The following is an 18,604-nucleotide window of genomic DNA, read 5'->3' on the forward strand; positions in this document are numbered from 1 at the left end:
GTGAACGACGAGACGACGCCGACCGCCGCAGCGCCCGCCGACCCGCCCATCGACGGGCCGAGAAACGCGGACGCCGGGGAATCACCGACCGGGCGCGCCGATGGTGCCTCGGGCCCACACGCCTCGGGCTCGCACACCTCGAGCCCGCACGCCTCGAGCCCGCACGCCTCGGGCCCGCACACCTCGATCCCGCACGTATCCTCGGCGGCGCACAGCCACTCCGGCCCCCTCAACCTGGGGGCGGCCGAGGCCCGGCGGGTGCGCCTGATGCTGGCCGCCATCGTCGTGCCCCTGGTGGTGGCCACGCTTATCGGTCTGATCGTGCTGTGGCCGAGTGGGAACTCCCTGGTCGGTTCCCAGCCCTTCACCGCGGACGGCGCCACCCTCGAATCGGCCACCATCACCTCCCTGAACACCGCCGCCTGCGCCGACACCACCGGCGCGCTGGAGGGAGTGACCAACGACTCGCTGCTCGCCGACGCGGTGTGCGCGCGCATCACCTCCGGCGACGGCGCGGGTCTGGTCATGCCGGTGCACATCCCCGCCGAGTCTCTGGCCGCGGCCGACGTCGGCGACCGCCTGCAGGTGATGTACGCCCCCGCCGCGCTGGCCTCCGGCACCCCGTACGTGTTCGTCGACTACGCCCGCCAGGTGCCGGTGACCGCGCTGGCGGTGGTGTACCTGGTGCTCGTTGTCGCCGTCGCCGGCCGCAAGGGTGCCCTCAGCGTGCTGGGGCTGCTGCTGGCTACGGGCGTCCTGCTCGGCTTCATGATCCCGGCGCTGCTGGACCTGGCCTCACCCATGTGGGTGACGCTGGTGGGCGCCTCGGCGATGATGCTGCTGGCCGTCTACGTCGCCCACGGCATCTCCGTGCGCACCACCACCGCCCTGCTGGGCACCTTCGCCGGCGTGGTCATCACCGTCCTGCTGTCCCTGTGGGGCGTGGACGCCGCCAACCTGACCGGCGCCACCGACGAGACCGCCCTGACCCTGACCTCAATGGTGGGCGGCATCAACCTGCAGGCGCTGCTCACCTGCGGCATGGTGGTGGCGGCCCTGGGCGTGCTCAACGACGTCACCATCACCCAGGCCTCCGCCGTGTGGGAGCTGCACGCCGCCAACCCCGCGCTGGGCCGTGCCCGCTTGTTTACCGGCGGCATGCGGATCGGCCGTGACCACATCGCCTCCACCGTCTACACCCTCGCCTTCGCCTACGCCGGCACGGCCCTGCCGCTCATCCTGGCGGCCTCGCTGATCGACCGGCCCCTGGCCGCCACGCTGCTTTCGGGCGAGATCGCCGAGGAGGTCGTGCGCACCCTGGTGTCCTCCATCGGCCTGGTGCTGGCCATCCCGGCGACGACGGCGATCGCCGCCGCCCTGTGCCGCACCGGCGAGCCGGCCGCGACCGCCGAGGCCTGATCGGCACGACGCGGGCACCGGCCTTGAGCCGCATGCCGGAAGGGGACCGGGCGTGGCGCCTCGACTCGGCAAGGGACCGGGGGCGCCGCCTCGGCTCAACCGCCGGAGACGTCCAGTTCGGCCTCGGCCAGCAGCGCCCGATCCGCGGGTCCGAGGTAGGGGGAGTCCAGCCAGCCGTCGGGCAGGTGGGGGCGGCGCGGGCTGCCGGCCCGCCCCCGCGGACCCTCGGCCGCCGCCCCCGGGAAGGGCACCTGCGCGGGCAGGCGCTCCCGCATCCGCGCCAGGGCCGCATCGAGGTCGGCGAGCGAGGACACGCGCATCAGCTCGGCGCGCGCCGCCCCGCCCACCGGGTAGCCCTTGAGGTACCAGCCGATGTGCTTGCGCAGATCGCGCACACCCCGGTCCTCGCCCAGCTCGGCCGCCAGCAGCCGCCCGTGCTCCTTGATCACGGCGATCACCGCGTCCAGGTCGGGTCGGGTGCGTTCCGCGCGACCATGCATGGCCGCCACGATGTCGGCAAACAACCACGGCCGCCCCTGGCAGCCGCGCCCCACGACGACGCCGTCGCAGCCGGTCGTCTCAAGCATGGCCACGGCGTCGTCCCCGCTCCAGATGTCGCCGTTGCCGAGCACCGGCAGGCTGGTGGCCTCCTTCAACCGGGCGATCTGCTCCCAGCTGGCCTTGCCCGCATAGTGCTGCCGGGCGGTACGCGCGTGCAGCGTCAGGGCGGCGATCCCGGCGTCCGCGGCCAGACGCGCCGCGTCCAGGAAGGTCTCGTGGTCGTCGTCAATCCCCAGCCGCATCTTCACCGTCACCGGCGCCGCGCGCTGCCGGCCGGCGACGGCAACCGCACTCTCACTGGCCTGCACCGCCGCGCGCATGATCGCCTCCAGCAGGTCCCGCTTCCACGGCAGGGCGGCACCCCCGCCCTTGCGAGTCACCTTCGGCACGGGACAGCCGAAGTTCAGATCGATGTGGTCGGCCAGGTCCTCGGTCACCAGGATCCGCACCGCGGCCGCAACCGTGGCCGGATCCACCCCGTACAACTGAATCGAACGCACCCGCTCGGCGGGGTCCGTGCGCACCATCGCCAGGGTCTTGGCGTTGCGCTCCACCAGTGCGCGGGTGGTCACCATCTCGGTGACATACAGGCCCGCCGGTGCGGCCAGGCCGCCGGCGACGGTGGTAACCGGGCCCTCCTGTTGCGGACGCAGCGCCTCGGGCAGCGCCCGCTCCCCGTAGAGGCGGCACAGGCGCCTGAACGACGCGTTCGTCACTCCCGCCATGGGGGCTAGCACCACCGGCGTGGCGATCTCCAGCGGGCCGATATGCAGCGGCGCGGCCACGGCCGGCCCGGGCCGGGTGGCGGTGGGGGAGGGGGAGGAGCCAGGAGTGGGCGGACGGGTGGAGTCGGGTGAGGCGGTCACCGGCACATGCTGGCATATCCACGCCGTCGTCGCCGCCACGTGCAAGGCTGACGCCATGAGCGAGCAACCGGCCCCGCCCGTGGGCCTGCTGGACGGGCGCACCGTCCTCGTCACCGGCGTGCTGCGACCCGCCTCCATCGCCACCGCCATCGCCACCGCCGCCCGCGAACAGAGCGCACGCGTGGTGCTCACCGGCCACCCCCGCACGCTGTCGCTCACCCGGGCGGTCGCCCGCCGGCACGGCATCGACCTCGTGCTGCCGCTGGATGTCACCGACCCCGCCGACCTGGCCGAACTGGCGCCGCGGCTGCGGGCCGCCGGAGTGGGGCGGCTGGACGGCGTCGTGCACGCCATCGCCCACGCCGACGCAGAGCTGCTTGGAACCCTGCTACCCGGCCCCGACGGCGACCCCGACGCCGCCCCCGCCACGGCCGGAGCCGGGCGCCAGCAGAGGCTGGCGGAGGCCTTCACCACCACGGCCGCCTCCCTGCCGGCCCTGGTTGACGCGGTACGCCCCCTACTCGCCCCACGCGCGGCGGTGGTGGCTCTCACCTTCGACACCTCCCACGTGCACTCCGGCTACGGCTGGATGGGGCCGCTCAAGGCCGCGCTGGAGGCGTGCGTGCGCAGTCTCGCCGTCGAACTCGGCCCGGCGGGCGTGCGCGTCAATGCGATCGGCGCAGGTCCCCTGTCCACTCCCGCTGCCGGTGCCATCCCCGGCTTGGACGCGTTGGCCCGGCATTGGGAGACCACGGCACCGCTGGGCTGGGACCACCGCGATGCGCGCCCCGTCGCCCGCACTGCCGTCGCGCTGCTGTCCGACTGGCTGCCGGCCACCACCGGCCAGGTCATCCGGGCCGACGGCGGCGCCACCCTGCCGCTGACGGTAGGGTAGCCGCGTGACGACTGACTCCTCCGGCAAGATCCTCGTGCTGGTTCGGCATTCGAAGGCGTCCCACAACGCCCCCACCGACCTGGAGCGCCCGCTCACCTCACGGGGGCGGCTGCTCGCCGACGAACTCGCCCACGCCCTGGAACGGCGGGTGCCGAGCCTCGACCTGCTGCTGGTATCCCCGGCCGCCCGCGCCCGCCAGACCGCCGGTCCCATGCGCGAGCGCATGAGCCCCGCACTCACCCGCGTGGAGCCCGAGATCTACCACGAGGGCCCCGGTGGCATCCTGCGACTGCTGCAGCCGCTGCCGGAGACGACCCGGCACGTGCTCGTCGTCGGCCACGAGCCGACCGTGTCGGTGCTGGCGCACATGCTGCACGACACCGTCGACGACCTGGCCAACCAGGTCTCCTTCGGCATCCCCACCGCCACGGCGCTTCTGCTGCAGGTGCCGGTCAACTGGGCGGGGCTCGGCCCGCAGACCGCACACCTGAACGAAATCGTCACCGCCCCGCGCTGAGCCCGCCACTGCGCGGACCGGGGAGCGCGGCCGCCCGACCGAACTCGGCGGCCGCGGCATCGCGACGGTTTTAGAGCAGGTCCAGCACCGCGGTCAGGTCACGCACGTGCACGGCCGCGGGCGCGGACTCGGCAACCACCGGCTTGGCGCAGAACGCCACCCCCAGCCCCGCCTCGGCGATCATGCCCAGGTCGTTGGCGCCGTCGCCCATCGCCACGGTGCGGGTCATGGGCACGCCGTCGGCCTGCGCCCAGGCGTGCAGGCAGCGAATCTTCTCCTGGCGGTCCACGATGCGCCCCAGCACCCGGCCGGTGAGCACCCCGTCCGCCACCTCCAGCCGGTTGGCGGCCACATGGTCGATCCCGAGGCTGCTGGCCAGCGGGCACACCACCTCCTCGAAGCCGCCGGAGACGACCCCGACCCGGCAGCCGCGCGCATGCAGCGCCCCGATGAGCTCGCGCGCGCCCGGGGTCAGCCGCACCTCGCCGAGCACCTCGGCGAACACCGTCTCCGGAACCCCGGCCAGCGTCGCCACGCGCTCACGCAGGGAGGCAGCGAAGTCCAGCTCGCCGCGCATGGCCCGAGCGGTCACCTCGGCGACGCGCTCGCGGGTGCCCGCCCGCTCGGCGATCAGCTCGATCACCTCCTGCTCGATCAGGGTGGAGTCCACATCCATGACCAGCAGGCCGGGCCCCAGGGCGGCCAGCTCCCCGCTCGCATGGGCCCCGGACACGCGCGGCAGACCGGTCGACTGGGAGGACGGGGGCGTAGAGGCGTGCATGGCCAGGATGGTAGCCAACGCCGCCCCGCCGCATACGACGCCGCCCCGGGACCGTGAGGATCCCGGGGCGGCGGTCCGCATCAGGCCGCTGGGCGGCCAGGCCGATCAGCGCACGACGCGCTGGCCCTTGGCGACGACGGTGATACCGGACTCGGTGACCGTGAAGCCGCGCTCGCGGTCGTGCTCGGGGTCGATGCCGACCATGGCGCCCTCCTCGACGACGACGTTCTTGTCCAGGATGGCGCGGTTGACGACCGTGTTGCGCCCGACGTTCACCCCATCCATCAGCACGGACTCGCGCACCGAGGACCAGGAGTTCACCCGCACCTCCGGCGAGAGCACGGAGGAGATGACCTCACCACCGGAGACGATCACGCCGGGGGAGACGATCGAGTCGACGGCGTGGCCCAGACGCTCGTGGTGCCCGTAGACGAACTTGGCCGGCGGCATGGCGTTGGTGTAGCCGGCGTACAGCGGCCAGCGGCTGTTGTACAGGTTGAACACGGGGGTGACGCTGATCAGGTCCTGGTGGGCCTCGTAGAAGGCGTCGACCGTACCGACGTCGCGCCAGTAGTCGCGGTCGCGCTCGGTGGCCCCGGGGACCTCGTTGTCCTTGAAGTCGTAGACGCCGGCGGCGCCCTGGTTGACGAACCAGGGGACGATGTTGCCCCCCATGTCGTGCTTGGAGGAGTCGTCGGCCGCGTCGATCGTGACCGCCTCGGTCAGGGCGTCGGCGTTCATGATGTAGTTGCCCATGGAGGCCAGCACCTCATCGGGGGAGTCCGGCAGTCCCGGCGTCTCCTTGGGCTTCTCAACAAAGGCCTTGATCTTGCCGGGGGACTCCGGGGCGGACTCGATGATGCCGAACTGGTCGGCCAGTGAACGCGGCTGGCGGATGCCGGCGACGGTGCACGGCAGGCCGGAGGCGATGTGGTGGTCCAGCATCTGGGAGAAGTCCATGCGGTAGATGTTGTCCGCGCCGGTAATGACCACGTAGTCCGGCCGCTCGTCCTCAACCAGGTTCAGCGACTGGTAGATGGCGTCCGCCGAGCCGAGGAACCAGTGCTTGCCCACGCGCTGCTGTGCGGGCACCGGGGCGATGTAGTTGCCCAGCATGTCCGACATGCGCCAGGTCTTGGAGATGTGCCGGTCCAGTGAGTGCGACTTGTACTGGGTGAGTACAACCACCTTCAGGAATCCGGAGTTGATCATGTTGGACAGTGAGAAGTCGATCAGCCGGTAGATCCCGCCGAAGGGCACGGCGGGCTTGGCCCGATCGACCGTCAGCGGCATCAGGCGCTTGCCTTCACCGCCGGCGAGGATGATTGCGAGGACGCGAGGAGAAGCCATGGGGCCACCTTACGGTGATTTTCGTCATCTTGGGAGGGGATTCGAGCGACTGAATCGGACGATCTCCCCGTGGCGGAAAAGCCGCGCGGTGAACCCCGGTCGGCGATACTGTGTGACGTGCGACAATGCCCGCCGGATGTGCACGGGTGCACGACCAAGAAGGAGAGCGCTGTGACCGAAGACACCAACACCAGTGACGGACTGAGAGTCGACCTGCTGACCAAGGAGTATCCGCCCTTCATCTACGGCGGTGCCGGCGTGCACGTCAACGAGCTCGCCAAGGTGCTGCGGCCGCTCGCGGACGTGCGCGTGCACGCCTTCGGCGGCCCCCGCGAGCCCGGCACCGAGGGCGCCGACGCGGGCGTGACCGGCTACCCGGAGGTGGCCGAACTCGAGGGCGCCAACGCCGCCCTGCGCACCTTCGGCGTGGACCTGGAAATGGTCCCCGGAGTGGAGGGCGCCGACATCGTCCACTCCCACACCTGGTACGCCAACCTCGCCGGCCACCTGGCCGGCCTGCTCTACGGCATCCCGCACGTGCTGTCCGCGCACTCCCTGGAGCCCATGCGCCCCTGGAAGGCCGAGCAGCTCGGCGGCGGCTACGCCCTGTCCTCCTGGGCGGAGCGTCAGGCCTACGAGGGCGCCTCCGCGATCATCGCCGTGTCCAACGGCATGCGCGCCGACATCCTGAAGTCCTACCCGAACGTCGACCCCGAACGCGTCAAGGTGGTCCACAACGGTATCGACCTGGCCGGCTGGGCCCGCCCCGACGACGCCGAGTTTGAAGCGCTGGCGGCGGACGTCCGCGCCCGCTACGGCATCGACACCTCCCGCCCCACCGTCGTCTTCGTCGGCCGCATCACCCGGCAGAAGGGGCTGCCGCACCTGCTGCGCGCGGTGGAGAAGCTGCCCGAGCAGGTTCAGGTGATCCTGTGCGCCGGCGCTCCCGACACGCCCGAGATCAAGGCCGAGGTGGACACCGCCGTCGCCGCCCTGCAGGGGCAGCGCACCGGTGTGATCATGGTCGAGGAGATGCTCCCGCACCGCGAACTGCAGGCCGTGCTGGCCGCCTCCGACGTGTTCGTCTGCCCCTCGGTGTACGAGCCCCTGGGCATCGTGAACCTCGAGGCCATGGCCATGGGGCTGCCCGTGGTCGGCTCGGCCACCGGCGGCATCCCGGACGTGATCGTCGACGGCGAGACCGGCTACCTGGTTCCGATCGAGCAGCTGCAGGACGGCACCGGTACCCCCATCCACCCCGAGCAGTTCGCCACCGACCTGGCCGACCGGCTGACCGAGCTGGTCATGGACGCCGACAAGGCGCAGCAGATGGGTGCGGCCGCCCGCAAGCGGGTGGAGGAGCACTTCTCCTGGACCGCGATCGCCGACCGCACCATGGAGGTCTACCGTTGGGCGCTGTCCAACCCGCGGTGATGACGCCGACTGCGCGATGAGCGGTGAGCGATGGCGGCGGTACCTCGGGGTGCCGCCGCCATCGGTTTCTTGGTGCGCGGGAGACGGTAATGATTCGCCCTTGCGAGGGGGCGGGGCGAGGACTACATTAGTTGTATCGATCAACCAATCTGTTGGCGTGTCTGACGGGTCAAGGATGACGCCGTCACCGTGAGGAGCATCATGACCACCCCCTTCGATCAGTCCGTTAAAGCCGTCCGCGACGGAGCCGACCCCTTCGTCGAGGCCGCCGGCCTCTATGACCGACTCACTGCCGATGAGAGGCTGGGGCTCCTCGACGGCGACGTGCCGTTCTGGCAGGGCATGGCCGATATGATGCAGGTCGGCTACAACTCCGCCCCCTACGTTCACGGAGCCGTCGAGCGGCTGGGAATCCCCGGCACGCGCTTCGTCGACGGCCCACGCGGCTGCGTCAGCGGCCGCGGCACCGCCTTCCCCGTGTCCATGGCCCGCGGAGCGACCTGGGACGTGGACCTTGAGGAGCGTGTGGGTGAGGCAATCGGCACCGAGGTGCGCGCCATAGGCGGCAATTTCTTCGGCGGCGTGTGCATCAACCTGCCCCGGCACCCCGCCTGGGGACGAATCCAGGAGACCTACGGCGAGGACACCTGCATCCTGGGGGAGATGGGCGCCGCACTGACGCGGGGAATCCAGCGCTACGCCATGGCCTGCGCCAAGCACTACGCACTCAATTCCATGGAGAACAAGCGATTCCAGGTCGACGTCACCATCGACGACGCCAGCCTGCACGAGCAGTATCTGGCCCACTTCAAGCGGGTGGCCGATGAGGGGGTGGCCGCCATCATGAGCGCCTACAACTCCGTCAACGGGCAGTGGGCCGGACAGAACCGGAAGCTGCTCACCGAGGTGCTACGTGACCAGTGGGGCTGGGACGGCATCACCGTCTCCGACTTCATCTGGGGCCTGCGAGACGCGGCGACCTCGCTCAACAACGGACTCGACCTCGAAGAGCCCTTCGCGCAGCAGCGCGCCGAGCACCTGGGCCGGCAGCTCGACAGCGGCGAGACCAGTTGGGAGATGGTGCGGCGCGCGGGCCTGCGGCTGCTGGCGGCCCAGTTGCGCTCCTACGCCCTGCGTGAGGACGTCCCCGAGGACGACTCCCTGCTCGCCGCCGAAGCGCACCGCGCCCTCGCCCGCGAGGCCGCGGTACGCGCCATGACCCTACTCAAGAACGAGGCCATAGACGGCGACCCGATTCTGCCGCTGTCGTCGCGTCTGGACACGATCGCCGTGATCGGGCGGCTGGCAACGGCCGAGAACATGGGTGACTCGGGCTCCTCCATGGTCCATCCGCCCAGCCATGTCACGCCCGTCGACGGCATCCGCTCCGCCTGCCCCAACGCCCGCATCCTGCTCGTCGAGGATGATGACCCGCAGGCGGCCGCCAGAGCCGCCTCCCAGGCGGACGTGGCCATCGTCGTCGCCGGCTTCGACAAGCACGACGAGGGCGAGTGGGTTGGCGGCGACACTATGCACGACCCGGTACTGTTCGATCTCTTCCCCCCACTGCCCGAAGGCGCGCAGGCACCGACCGGGGAGGCCAACGCCGTGATGACCGCCGGCTATGGGGGCGACCGTTCCCGTCTGACCCTGCGTGAGGTCGATGAGGAGATCATCAGGGCCGTTGCTGCCGCCAACCCGCGTACGGTGGTTGTACTGGTCGGCGCCGGCCCCATCATGATGGAGAATTGGCGCCACGAGGCTCCTGCCATCGTCATGATGTGGTACGCGGGCATGGAGGGCGGCCACGCGCTCGCCGACATCCTCCTCGGCAGGGCCAACCCGTCAGGGCGCCTGCCCTTCTCCATTCCCACGAGCGAGGCTCATCTGCCGGACTTCGATCGTGACTGGACCACGGTGACCTACGACCGATGGCACGGGCAGCGGTTGCTGGATCGCCTCGGCGTCGAGGCGGCATTCCCGCTCGGCTGGGGGCTGTCCTACACCCGCTATCGGCTCGAGGCGGCTGAGATCGCCGCCTCCACCGGCACGGGGGCGGAACGCGTACTCACCGTCAGGTCCCGCGTGGCCAACACCGGTGCTCGCGATGGCATCCAGGTCGTCCAGGTGTACGGGCGCGGAGGCACTCACGCCGACGAGACCCAGCTCCTCGGCTTCGCCACGGTGGCGGTCCCGGCGGGAAGGACGGCGGAGGTGGACGTCCCAGTGCGTCTCACGCAGCTGGGCGCCTGGGACCCGCTGGTCAAGCGGATTGCCCTGGCCGACGGACCGGTTGAACTCGACGTTTGCTTCCACGCGCACGATGCCGAGGCGATCACCCTGCGCGCTTGAGCACCGGCCGGTTCAGTGCGCCCACCACTCGGTGGCGGCGGCAACCCCCTGGCGGGCGGTGGCCAGCAGCGGCCGCAGGATGGCGGCGCGCCGCTCGGCCTGCAGCGCCGTCGCCGCCGCGCCGTCGTCCTGCAGGGCCAGGGTGCAGATCGCCCGCAGCCGCAGAGAACGCTCCAGCAGGGTGCGGCGGCGGGCGTCCAGGCCGGGCGGCAGCAACCGCGGGTCGAGCACGGCGGTGACGACGTCGTTGAGCGTGTCGGCCAGTTCGGGGCGCTCGCGGGCCAGATCCAACTTGATCAGCGCGTCGATCGCCGCCTCGGTGGCCCGGTGTACGTCGCGCCGCGCCTGGGAGGCGTCCAGCGGCGGCAGCGGCGCCGTCATCTCCTCCACCTGCCAGGCCACCGATGCGCCCGCGACCCACGGCACCAGCAGCACGTGCCTACCAGTGACCGCCTCGAGGACCACGCCCTCGCCGACCTCGATGGCGGCGGCCAGACCCGGCAGTGGGTCCGCGGGGGAGGGCAGCACCGCGCTCGCCCGCGCGAGCGGGCCGAAGTCGGCCACCCACTGCTCCAGGGGCAGGCGTCCCAGTCCCCACGGGGAGGCGCCGTCGAGGGCCTCATGCACGCCGTCTGGGCCTTGCACCACCGCCCGCCCCTGGGAGGAGGGCAGCGGCGCCCACAGGGCCAGCAGGACGGAGACGGGCAGTGCAAGCGGATCCATGTCGCCGCACCTTAGCGCCAAATGGTGGGCGGCCGCAGTGGCGCGCAGGATAGGCTGAGCCCATGACCAGCGTGCTCCGTTTCGACGACGTCTCGCTCCACCGCGGCACCACCCAGATCCTCTCCCACGTGAATTGGCACGTGGAGGAGGGGCAGCACTGGGTGTTGGTGGGCCCGAACGGAGCCGGGAAGACCACCATCTCCCGCATCGCCTCGGCCAGGCTGTTCCCCTCCGCGGGCGCGGTGGACATCCTCGGGGAGCGGCTGGGGCGCGTCGACGTGTCCGAGCTGCGGCCCCGCATCGGCCTGGCCTCCTCGGCCCTGGCCGGCCGAGTCCTGGGCAGTGAGACGGCGCTGTCGGTGGTGCTGTCCGCCTCCTATGGCTCCATCGGCGTGTGGCGCGAGGAGTACGACGACTTCGACGTCGAACGCGCCCGCGCGCTGCTGGCCGCCCTCGACGCCGGTCACCTCGCGGAACGGACCTGGGCGAATCTGTCCTCAGGAGAGCGCAAGCGCATTGAGCTCGCCCGCGCCCTCATGCCGGACCCGGAGCTGCTGATCCTGGACGAGCCCGCCTCCGGCCTGGACCTGGCCGGACGCGAGCAGCTGCTGGCGGCGCTGACCGAGATCCTGGCCGCCCCGGGCGCCCCGTCGATGCTGCTGGTCACCCACCACCTGGAGGAGATACCCGTAGGCTTCACCCACGGCCTCGCACTGCGCGGTGGCCGGGCCGTGGCCGCCGGGCCGCTGGACACGGTGCTGACCGGTGAGGTCGTCACCACCACCTTCGGTCTCCCGCTGGAGATCACCAAGGACCGCGGTCGCTATACCGCCCGCGGCGCCTGAATCCTTTACGTCAGTCCCGCCCCGATTCGCCGGGGCACACATAACCAGAGGAGGACCCGATGATTTGGCTTTGGTGGATCGGAGCCGCCCTCGTGCTCGGCGTCATCGAGACGGCGACGGCGGACCTGACCTTCCTCATGCTCGCCGGCGGCGCGCTCGGCGGCGCCCTGGCGGCCGCCCTGGGCGCCCAGGTTTGGGTACAGGCGATTGTCTTCGCAGTGGTGGCGGCGCTGCTGCTGCTCGCGGTGCGGCCCTGGGCCAAGCGGCACCTGGCGGCGACCACCCCGCAGATGCGCACCAACGCCGAGGCGCGCATCGGCCGCAGCGCGACCGCCCTGACGGTGATCGATGCGCGCGACGGGCGCATCAACCTGGACGGCGAGGAGTGGAGCGCCCGCCTGGCCGACACCCCGGAGGCCTACGGCTCCAACACCGCCGCGCACGTCGACCCCGGGGCGGGCGTGCGCGTAGTCGCCATTGACGGCGCCGTCGCCGTCGTCGTCCCCCAGTAGCAAGCCACCGAACCCGGCGCAGCCGGTAACGATTTGCCGCATAGGCGCGTAAGCTGCCGCTCACAACCGACCGAAAGGGCCAACAGTGCTAGAGACCGCGATCCTCGTCATCCTTGTACTGATACTGCTGCTGGTGATCGTCGCCCTGTTCCGGGCGGTGCAGATCGTCCCGCAGTCCTACGCGATCATCGTCGAGCGGCTGGGCAAGTTCCAGGCCGAATACGGCGCCGGCATGCACCTGCTGGTGCCCTTCATCGACCGGGTGCGCACCACCGTGGACCTGCGCGAGCAGGTGGTCTCCTTCCCACCGCAGCCGGTGATCACCTCCGACAACCTGGTGGTGTCCATCGACTCGGTCATCTACTACCAGGTCACCGACCCCAAGCGCGCCACCTACGAGATCGCCAACTACCTGCAGGCCATCGAGCAGCTGACCGTCACCACCCTGCGTAACGTCATCGGCGCCATGGACCTGGAGCAGACCCTGACCAGCCGCGACCAGATCAACGGCCAGCTGCGCGGCGTCCTGGACCAGGCCACCGGCCGCTGGGGCATCCGCGTGTCCAACGTGGAGCTGAAGTCCATCGACCCGCCCGCCTCCATCCAGGGCGCCATGGAGCAGCAGATGCGCGCCGAGCGCGACCGCCGCGCCGCCATCCTGACCGCGGAGGGCGTCAAGCAGTCCCAGATCCTCACCGCCGAGGGTGACAAGCAGTCCGCGATTCTGCGGGCCGAGGGTCAGGCCCAGTCCGCCATCCTCAAGGCGCAGGGTGAGTCCCGCGCCATCCTGCAGGTCTTCGACGCCATCCACCGCGGCAACGCCGACCCCAAGCTGCTGGCCTACCAGTACCTGCAGACCCTCCCGAAGATCGCCAACGGCTCCTCCTCGAAGATGTGGATCGTGCCCACCGAGTTCACCGCCGCGCTGGACGGCATCGCCGGCGCCCTGGGCGGCAAGTCCGCCGCCGGCGGCCCCGGCTCGGCCGCCTTCACCACCGGCACCGACGACGACGTGAAGGTGGACGTCTCCGGTATGGAGTCCAGCCTGGACATCGCCGGAGACCTCGCCGAAACCAGCCTGCAGGCCCCCGAGGAGGCACTCGCCCAGGCCCGCGGTGAGGCCGCCTCCGCCTCCCAGGAGGCCGAGGCCGCAGACACGTCCGCGCCCGCACAGCAGCCCCCTGCCACCGCCGCCCCCGAGGCCGGAGCGGACCCCGCCACGGCGACACCGCCCACCTCGGGCCGCCACGCCGAGGCGCCGGCCTCCGACGACGACGTGCCGCCGTCGATTCCGCCGTCGGGCCGGGGCGCGTGAGACGCGCCCCAACCCTGTGCCGACAGTGAAATAGACACATGCCCATTGGGCGGCTCGCGGTAGCCTCTCCGAGTGCTGCTTAAGACACTTCGTCATTACCTCAAGCCCTATGCGGGCTCCTTGGCGATCGTCTTCCTGCTGAAGATCATCGAGACGATCGCCGTTTTATCACTGCCCACCCTCAACGCCGACATCATCAACGACGGCGTGGTCACGGGGGACACGGACAAGATCTGGTCCCTGGGCGGGCAGATGCTCGCCATCACCGTGGTCCAGGGGGTCGTCGCCGTCATCGGCACCTACCTGTCCTCCAGGGCGGCCATGGGACTCGGACGCGCCATGCGCAAGGACATCTTCAACCACGTCCAGCGCTTCAACCTGGAGGAGGTGTCCCGCTTCGGCGCGCCCTCCCTGATCACCCGCTCCACCAATGACATTCAGCAGGTGCAGATGGTGGTGTTCATGGCCAGCACCATGATGTTGATGGCGCCGATCATGCTGGTCGGTGGCACCGTCATGGCGCTGCGCGTGGACGTGCCCCTGTCCGCCCTGCTGCTGGTGCTGATCCCGCTGCTACTGGTGGTGGTGGGCGTGCTCATGAGCCGCCTGCTGCCGCACTTCCAAGTCATGCAGTCCCGGATCGACCGGGTGAACCTGGTGATGCGCGAGCAGATCCAGGGCGTGCGCGTCATCCGGGCCTTCGTGCGGCAGAAGGAACGCGGCCAGGTGTTCACCGAGGCCAACGACTCCTTGACGCGTACCTCGATGAGTATCGGACGCCTGTTCGCCATCCTGATGCCGTCGGTGACCGTCATCATGAACCTCGCCTCCATCGGCGTGATGTGGTTCGGCGGACTGCGCATCAACGACGGGCAGATGGAGGTCGGCGACCTGACTGCCTTCCTGAACTACATCATGCAGATCCTCTTCTCCGTCATGATCGCCGTCATGCTGGTGACGATCCTGCCGCGCGCCCAGGTGGCCGCGGGCCGCTTCCAGGAGGTCATGGCCGTGGATCCCGCCATCAAGGCGCCCGCCGAACCGACACACCTGCCCGCCCCCGGCGGCGCCGCAGGCACCCGGGGCCGCCACGTGAAGCTGGACAACGTCACCTTCCGCTACCCGGGTGCGGACTCCCGCGTGCTGGCCGACATCAACATCGACATGGCCCCGGGCACCACCACCGCCTTCATCGGCTCCACCGGATCCGGCAAGACCACCCTGGCCAACCTGCTGCCGCGCCTGCTGGACGTGACCGAGGGGTCGGTGAGTGTCGACGGCGTCGATGTGCGCGACCTGGACCCGCACGAGCTGCGTGAGAACGTCGCCACGGTCCCCCAGAAGGCCTACCTGTTCTCCGGCACCATCCGCTCCACGCTGCAGCACGGCCGGCAGGACGCCACCGACGCCGAGCTGTGGCAGGCCCTCGAGGCCGCCCAGGCGGCCGGCTTCGTGCAGGCCCTCGACGACGGGCTCGACCACGAGGTCGACCAGGGGGGCGTCAACTTCTCCGGCGGCCAGCGTCAACGGCTCGCCATCGCCCGCGCCCTGGTGCGCCGGGCCGGCGTGTACGTCTTCGACGACTCCTTCTCCGCCCTCGACTACGCCACCGACGCCCGCCTGCGCGCCGGCCTGCCGCAGGCCACCGGCGGGGCGACCATCGTGGTCGTCGCCCAGCGCGTCGCCTCCGTGCGCAACGCGGACCAGATCGTCGTCCTGGATGAAGGACACGTCGTCGGCGTCGGCACCCACAACGAACTCATGGACACCTGCCCCACCTACGCAGAGATCGTCCTGTCCCAGATCAGCGCCGAGGAGGCCGCATGAGCCACGGACCCGGGCCCCGGCGGGCCCCCAACCAGAAGGCGAAGAACTTCCGCGGCACCTGGCGGCGCCTGCTGCACGAGCTGCGGCCCGAGCGGTTGCGCATCGGCGCCGTCATAGTGCTGACCGCGGCGGCCGTCGTCCTCAACGTCGCCGCCCCCAAGGTGATCGCCCGCGCCACCAACGTCATCTTCGAAGGCGTGCTGGGCAAGCTGCTGGCCAACTTCGGGCTGCCCGACGGGCTGTCCGGAGATGAGCTGGCGCAGGTGCTGCGCAGCGCCGGCCAGGACACCTACGCGGACATGCTCTCCGCCTACGACGTGGTCGTCGGCCAGGGCCTGGACACCCACGCCCTGATGGTGATCCTGCTGCAGACCCTCTCCCTGTACGTGCTCTCGGCCCTGTTCCTGTGGCTGCAGGGCCACATCCTGGCCGGCGTCATCCAGCGCACCGGCCAGCGCATGCGCGCCGAGGTGGCCGCCAAACTGGACCGGGTGCCGCTGTCCTACATCGACCACGGTTCCCGCGGCGACATGCTCTCCCGCGTCACCAACGACGTCGACAACATCACCCAGACCCTGCAGCAGACGCTCTCGCAGGCGCTGAACTCGATCATCACCGTCATCGGCGTGTTCGCCATGATGCTGACGGTCTCCGTGCAGCTGTCCCTGATCTCCCTGGCCACGCTGCCGGTGGCGCTGATAATCACGCTGCTGATCGCCTCCCGCGCCCAGCCGCATTTCACCGAGCAGTGGGACGCCACCGGTGACGTGTCCGGCGTCGTCGAGGAGGCCTTCACCGGCCACGAGGCGGTCGCCCTGTTCAACTCCGAGGAGACCTTCAACGCCCTGTTCGAGAAGGAGAACAACCGCCTGTACAACGGCTCCTACAAGGCGCAGTGGATCTCCGGCACCATTCAGCCGGCGATGCGCGTGGTCTCCAACCTGAACTTCGTGATCATCGCGGTGATCGGCGGTGTCAAGATCACCAACGGCCAGATGACCCTGGGCGACGTGCAGGCCTTCATCCAGTACTCCCAGCAGTTCACCCAGCCCATCACCCAGCTGGCCTCCATGGCCAACCTGCTGCAGTCCGGTGCTGCCAGTGCCGAGCGGCTGTTCGAGATCATGGACGCCCCCGAGGAGGACGACACCGCCACCCGCGCCCTGCCGGAGCGAGTGGCCGGCCGCGTCGTCTTCGATCACGTGAAGTTCTCCTACAGCCCGGACACGGAACTGATCACCGACCTGAACCTGACGGTGGAGCCCGGACAGACCGTCGCCATCGTCGGCCCCACCGGCGCCGGCAAGACCACCCTGGTGAACCTGCTGCTGCGCTTCTACGACCCGCAGGGCGGTGCGATCACGCTCGACGGCGTGGACACCCGCGACCTCGCCCGCAACGAACTGCGCGCGCAGATCGGCATGGTGCTGCAGGACACCTGGCTGTTCGAGGGCACCATCGGGGAGAACATCGCCTTCGGCGCCGCTCACGCCACCCCCGAGCAGGTGCGCGCGGCCGCCCGGGCCGCCAGCGTCGACCACATCGTGCGCTCCCTGCCCGACGGCTACGACACGATCATCGACGACTCCGGGGCGGGCGTGTCCGCCGGTGAGAAGCAGCTGATCACCATCGCCCGCGCCTTCCTCGCCGACCGGCAGATCCTGGTGCTGGATGAGGCCACCTCCTCGGTGGACACCCGCACCGAGTTGCTGGTTCAGAAGGCCATGGTCGGACTGCGGCAGGGACGCACCAGCTTCGTAATCGCCCACCGCCTGTCCACCATCCGCGACGCCGACACCATCCTGGTCATGCAGCACGGCGACATCGTCGAGCAGGGCAACCACGAGACCCTCATGGCCGCCCAGGGCGCCTACTACGAGCTCTACCAGAGCCAGTTCGCCGGTCCGGAGGGGGAGGACGAGCCCGCGGTTCAGGTCGACCCGCTGCTGGCCGCAGTGGGCCGGGACCCCCGGGGCAACCGCCTGTGATCATCCCGCTTGAGACCCTCGACGACGTCGCCGACCCCCGTCTGGCCGACTACACGCGCCTGACCGACGTGGCGCTGCGGCGTCGCCTGGAGACCGAGCGCGGCCTGTACATGGCCGAGTCCACCAAGGTCATCACCCGGGCCGTGGCCGCCGGGCACGCACCTCGCTCCTTCCTGATGGCGCCGCGTCACTGGGAGCAGATGCGCCCGGTGATCGCCGCCGCCAGCGGCTGCGATGGACGCGACGACGGCGGCCGGGTCCCCGTGTTCATCGCCCCGGAGGAACTGCTGGAGACCCTGACCGGCTTCCACCTGCACCGGGGCGCGCTGGCGGCCATGAACCGCCCCGCACTGGCCGGCGTCACCGAGCTGCTGGCCCGGGCGCGCGGCGGGGGCGGGGCGCGGCGCATCGCCATCCTGGAGGACCTGGTCGACCACACCAATGTGGGGGCCGTCTTCCGCAGCGCCGCCGCGCTCGGTATTGACGCCGTGCTGGTCACCCCGCACTGCGCCGACCCGCTGTACCGGCGCAGTGTGCGGGTGTCCATGGGTACCGTCTTCCAGGTGCCCTGGACGCGCATCGACCGCTGGCCCGCCCTGGATGAACTCCACGTGGGCGGCTGGACGGTGGCGGCCCTGGCCCTGACCGACGACTCGGTCGGCCTGGACGACTTCGCCGCCTCGCCGGCCTGCACCGACCCGGAGGGGAGGGTGGCCGTGGTGCTGGGCACCGAAGGAGACGGGTTGGGACGGCGCACCATCACCGCCGCCGACGCGGTGGTGCGCATCCCCATGGCCGGGGGAGTGGACTCCCTGAACGTGGCCGCGGCCGCCGCGGTCGCCTTCTGGGCGCTGCGGGCATAGCTTCGAGACTGCGGGTTATTGGCGTGAACGTGGTGCTTGAGGGGGTTTGTCAAGCCCCGGGTTTCGTAGAGGGTGTTTTATCTGGCGCCGGTGGTTGCCGGCTGGAGTTGGTTGGTGGTGGTCTGCTCGCCGACGTCCTGGGCGTCGGCGGTGTCGGTGGTATCTGGTGGTGGTGGGGTGTATGCCTGCTCGTGCTGGACGGGGCTGTGCATGTCGATGGCGGAGTGAGGCCGGACGGTGTTGAACCAGTGCACCCACTGGGCGGTGGCGAGCTCAACGTCCTCGATGCCCTCCCAGGGCCCGTGGGAGTCGAGGTACTTGTGGTTGCGGATGAGCTCGGCCTTGTAGAGCGAGTT

At 70.6% G+C, this 18,604-nt stretch carries 16 protein-coding genes; 11 read left to right on the forward strand and 5 right to left on the reverse strand.

Translation table 11 applies throughout. The features are described from left to right. Positions 1 to 1,419 (forward strand): YibE/F family protein, encoded by a 1,419-nt coding sequence (locus tag DRB06_RS05790; RefSeq protein ID WP_395994428.1) that lies wholly within the window; start codon positions 1 to 3, stop codon positions 1,417 to 1,419. A 95-nt stretch (positions 1,420 to 1,514) separates the two neighbouring features. Here the strand turns inward: DRB06_RS05790 and dusB are convergent, their stop codons facing one another. Next, positions 1,515 to 2,903: a tRNA dihydrouridine synthase DusB gene (dusB, locus tag DRB06_RS05795; RefSeq protein WP_111819362.1), complete on the reverse strand. Its 1,389-nt coding sequence runs from the start codon at positions 2,901 to 2,903 to the stop codon at positions 1,515 to 1,517. Between dusB and DRB06_RS05800 the strand changes: the two genes are divergently transcribed. Continuing rightward, on the forward strand, positions 2,902 to 3,741 hold the full coding sequence (locus tag DRB06_RS05800; protein ID WP_111819363.1) for an SDR family oxidoreductase: 840 nt from the start codon (positions 2,902 to 2,904) through the stop codon (positions 3,739 to 3,741). The two genes, dusB and DRB06_RS05800, sit on opposite strands and share 2 nt — an antisense overlap. Before the next feature lie 4 nt (positions 3,742 to 3,745). Next, positions 3,746 to 4,258 carry a histidine phosphatase family protein gene (locus tag DRB06_RS05805; RefSeq protein ID WP_073331580.1) on the forward strand — a complete coding sequence of 171 codons (513 nt, stop codon included), beginning with the start codon at positions 3,746 to 3,748 and terminating at the stop codon, positions 4,256 to 4,258. Positions 4,259 to 4,328: 70 nt separating this feature from the next. Here DRB06_RS05805 and serB read toward each other — a convergent pair whose 3' ends face one another. Beyond that, positions 4,329 to 5,039 carry a phosphoserine phosphatase SerB gene (gene serB, locus DRB06_RS05810; protein ID WP_108969733.1) on the reverse strand — a complete coding sequence of 237 codons (711 nt, stop codon included), beginning with the start codon at positions 5,037 to 5,039 and terminating at the stop codon, positions 4,329 to 4,331. 105 nt (positions 5,040 to 5,144) lie between these two features. After that, on the reverse strand, positions 5,145 to 6,389 hold the full coding sequence (gene glgC, locus DRB06_RS05815) for a glucose-1-phosphate adenylyltransferase (RefSeq protein WP_111819364.1): 1,245 nt from the start codon (positions 6,387 to 6,389) through the stop codon (positions 5,145 to 5,147). Positions 6,390 to 6,590: 201 nt separating this feature from the next. Between glgC and glgA the strand changes: the two genes are divergently transcribed. Together glgA and DRB06_RS05825 are read left to right on the forward strand one after the other, a co-directional pair. After that, positions 6,591 to 7,823 carry a glycogen synthase gene (gene glgA, locus DRB06_RS05820; RefSeq protein WP_108969731.1) on the forward strand — a complete coding sequence of 411 codons (1,233 nt, stop codon included), beginning with the start codon at positions 6,591 to 6,593 and terminating at the stop codon, positions 7,821 to 7,823. 201 nt (positions 7,824 to 8,024) lie between these two features. Beyond that, positions 8,025 to 10,175: a glycoside hydrolase family 3 C-terminal domain-containing protein gene (locus DRB06_RS05825; protein WP_108967424.1), complete on the forward strand. Its 2,151-nt coding sequence runs from the start codon at positions 8,025 to 8,027 to the stop codon at positions 10,173 to 10,175. Positions 10,176 to 10,187: 12 nt separating this feature from the next. On the opposite strand, the gene DRB06_RS05830 is transcribed toward DRB06_RS05825, so the two are convergent. Beyond that, positions 10,188 to 10,898: a hypothetical protein gene (locus tag DRB06_RS05830; RefSeq protein WP_108967422.1), complete on the reverse strand. Its 711-nt coding sequence runs from the start codon at positions 10,896 to 10,898 to the stop codon at positions 10,188 to 10,190. Positions 10,899 to 10,960: 62 nt separating this feature from the next. On the opposite strand from DRB06_RS05830, the gene DRB06_RS05835 reads away from it, so the two are divergent. From DRB06_RS05835 to DRB06_RS05860, 6 genes are all read left to right on the forward strand, one after another. Further along, complete coding sequence (locus DRB06_RS05835; RefSeq protein ID WP_073331589.1) at positions 10,961 to 11,743, forward strand: ABC transporter ATP-binding protein; 783 nt, start codon at positions 10,961 to 10,963, stop codon at positions 11,741 to 11,743. A 59-nt stretch (positions 11,744 to 11,802) separates the two neighbouring features. Further along, complete coding sequence (locus DRB06_RS05840) at positions 11,803 to 12,255, forward strand: NfeD family protein (protein ID WP_073331592.1); 453 nt, start codon at positions 11,803 to 11,805, stop codon at positions 12,253 to 12,255. An 85-nt stretch (positions 12,256 to 12,340) separates the two neighbouring features. Continuing rightward, a complete protein-coding gene (locus DRB06_RS05845; RefSeq protein WP_108967420.1) occupies positions 12,341 to 13,570 on the forward strand; it encodes an SPFH domain-containing protein in 1,230 nt (409 codons plus the stop codon). Positions 13,571 to 13,642: 72 nt separating this feature from the next. Beyond that, entirely contained in the window at positions 13,643 to 15,397 is a 1,755-nt protein-coding gene (locus DRB06_RS05850) for an ABC transporter ATP-binding protein (protein WP_111819365.1), read from the forward strand. Continuing rightward, on the forward strand, positions 15,394 to 17,385 hold the full coding sequence (locus DRB06_RS05855; protein ID WP_111819366.1) for an ABC transporter ATP-binding protein: 1,992 nt from the start codon (positions 15,394 to 15,396) through the stop codon (positions 17,383 to 17,385). Before DRB06_RS05850 ends, DRB06_RS05855 begins: the two co-directional genes overlap by 4 nt. Beyond that, positions 17,382 to 18,248 (forward strand): RNA methyltransferase, encoded by an 867-nt coding sequence (locus DRB06_RS05860; RefSeq protein ID WP_108967413.1) that lies wholly within the window; start codon positions 17,382 to 17,384, stop codon positions 18,246 to 18,248. Before DRB06_RS05855 ends, DRB06_RS05860 begins: the two co-directional genes overlap by 4 nt. A 77-nt stretch (positions 18,249 to 18,325) precedes the next feature. Here the strand turns inward: DRB06_RS05860 and DRB06_RS05865 are convergent. Next, positions 18,326 to 18,604: integrase core domain-containing protein (locus DRB06_RS05865; RefSeq protein ID WP_146750810.1), on the reverse strand; the 279-nt coding region annotated here is incomplete at its 5' end.

Origin of the sequence: Actinomyces sp. Z5 (assembly GCF_003287795.1) — a bacterium.
In the GTDB taxonomy this organism is placed as follows: Bacteria; Actinomycetota; Actinomycetes; order Actinomycetales; family Actinomycetaceae; genus Actinomyces; species Actinomyces glycerinitolerans.

Bases quoted from the DNA above. Each gene is read 5' to 3' on its own strand.
- DRB06_RS05800 (WP_111819363.1), top strand. From the start codon at position 2,902: ATGAGCGAGCAACCGGCCCCGCCCGTGGGCCTGCTGGACGGGCGCACC.
- dusB (WP_111819362.1), bottom strand. From the start codon at position 2,903: ATGGCGTCAGCCTTGCACGTGGCGGCGACGACGGCGTGGATATGCCAG.
- serB (WP_108969733.1), bottom strand. From the start codon at position 5,039: ATGCACGCCTCTACGCCCCCGTCCTCCCAGTCGACCGGTCTGCCGCGC.
- glgC (WP_111819364.1), bottom strand. From the start codon at position 6,389: ATGGCTTCTCCTCGCGTCCTCGCAATCATCCTCGCCGGCGGTGAAGGC.
- DRB06_RS05825 (WP_108967424.1), top strand. From the start codon at position 8,025: ATGACCACCCCCTTCGATCAGTCCGTTAAAGCCGTCCGCGACGGAGCC.
- DRB06_RS05830 (WP_108967422.1), bottom strand. From the start codon at position 10,898: ATGGATCCGCTTGCACTGCCCGTCTCCGTCCTGCTGGCCCTGTGGGCG.
- DRB06_RS05835 (WP_073331589.1), top strand. From the start codon at position 10,961: ATGACCAGCGTGCTCCGTTTCGACGACGTCTCGCTCCACCGCGGCACC.
- DRB06_RS05840 (WP_073331592.1), top strand. From the start codon at position 11,803: ATGATTTGGCTTTGGTGGATCGGAGCCGCCCTCGTGCTCGGCGTCATC.
- DRB06_RS05855 (WP_111819366.1), top strand. From the start codon at position 15,394: ATGAGCCACGGACCCGGGCCCCGGCGGGCCCCCAACCAGAAGGCGAAG.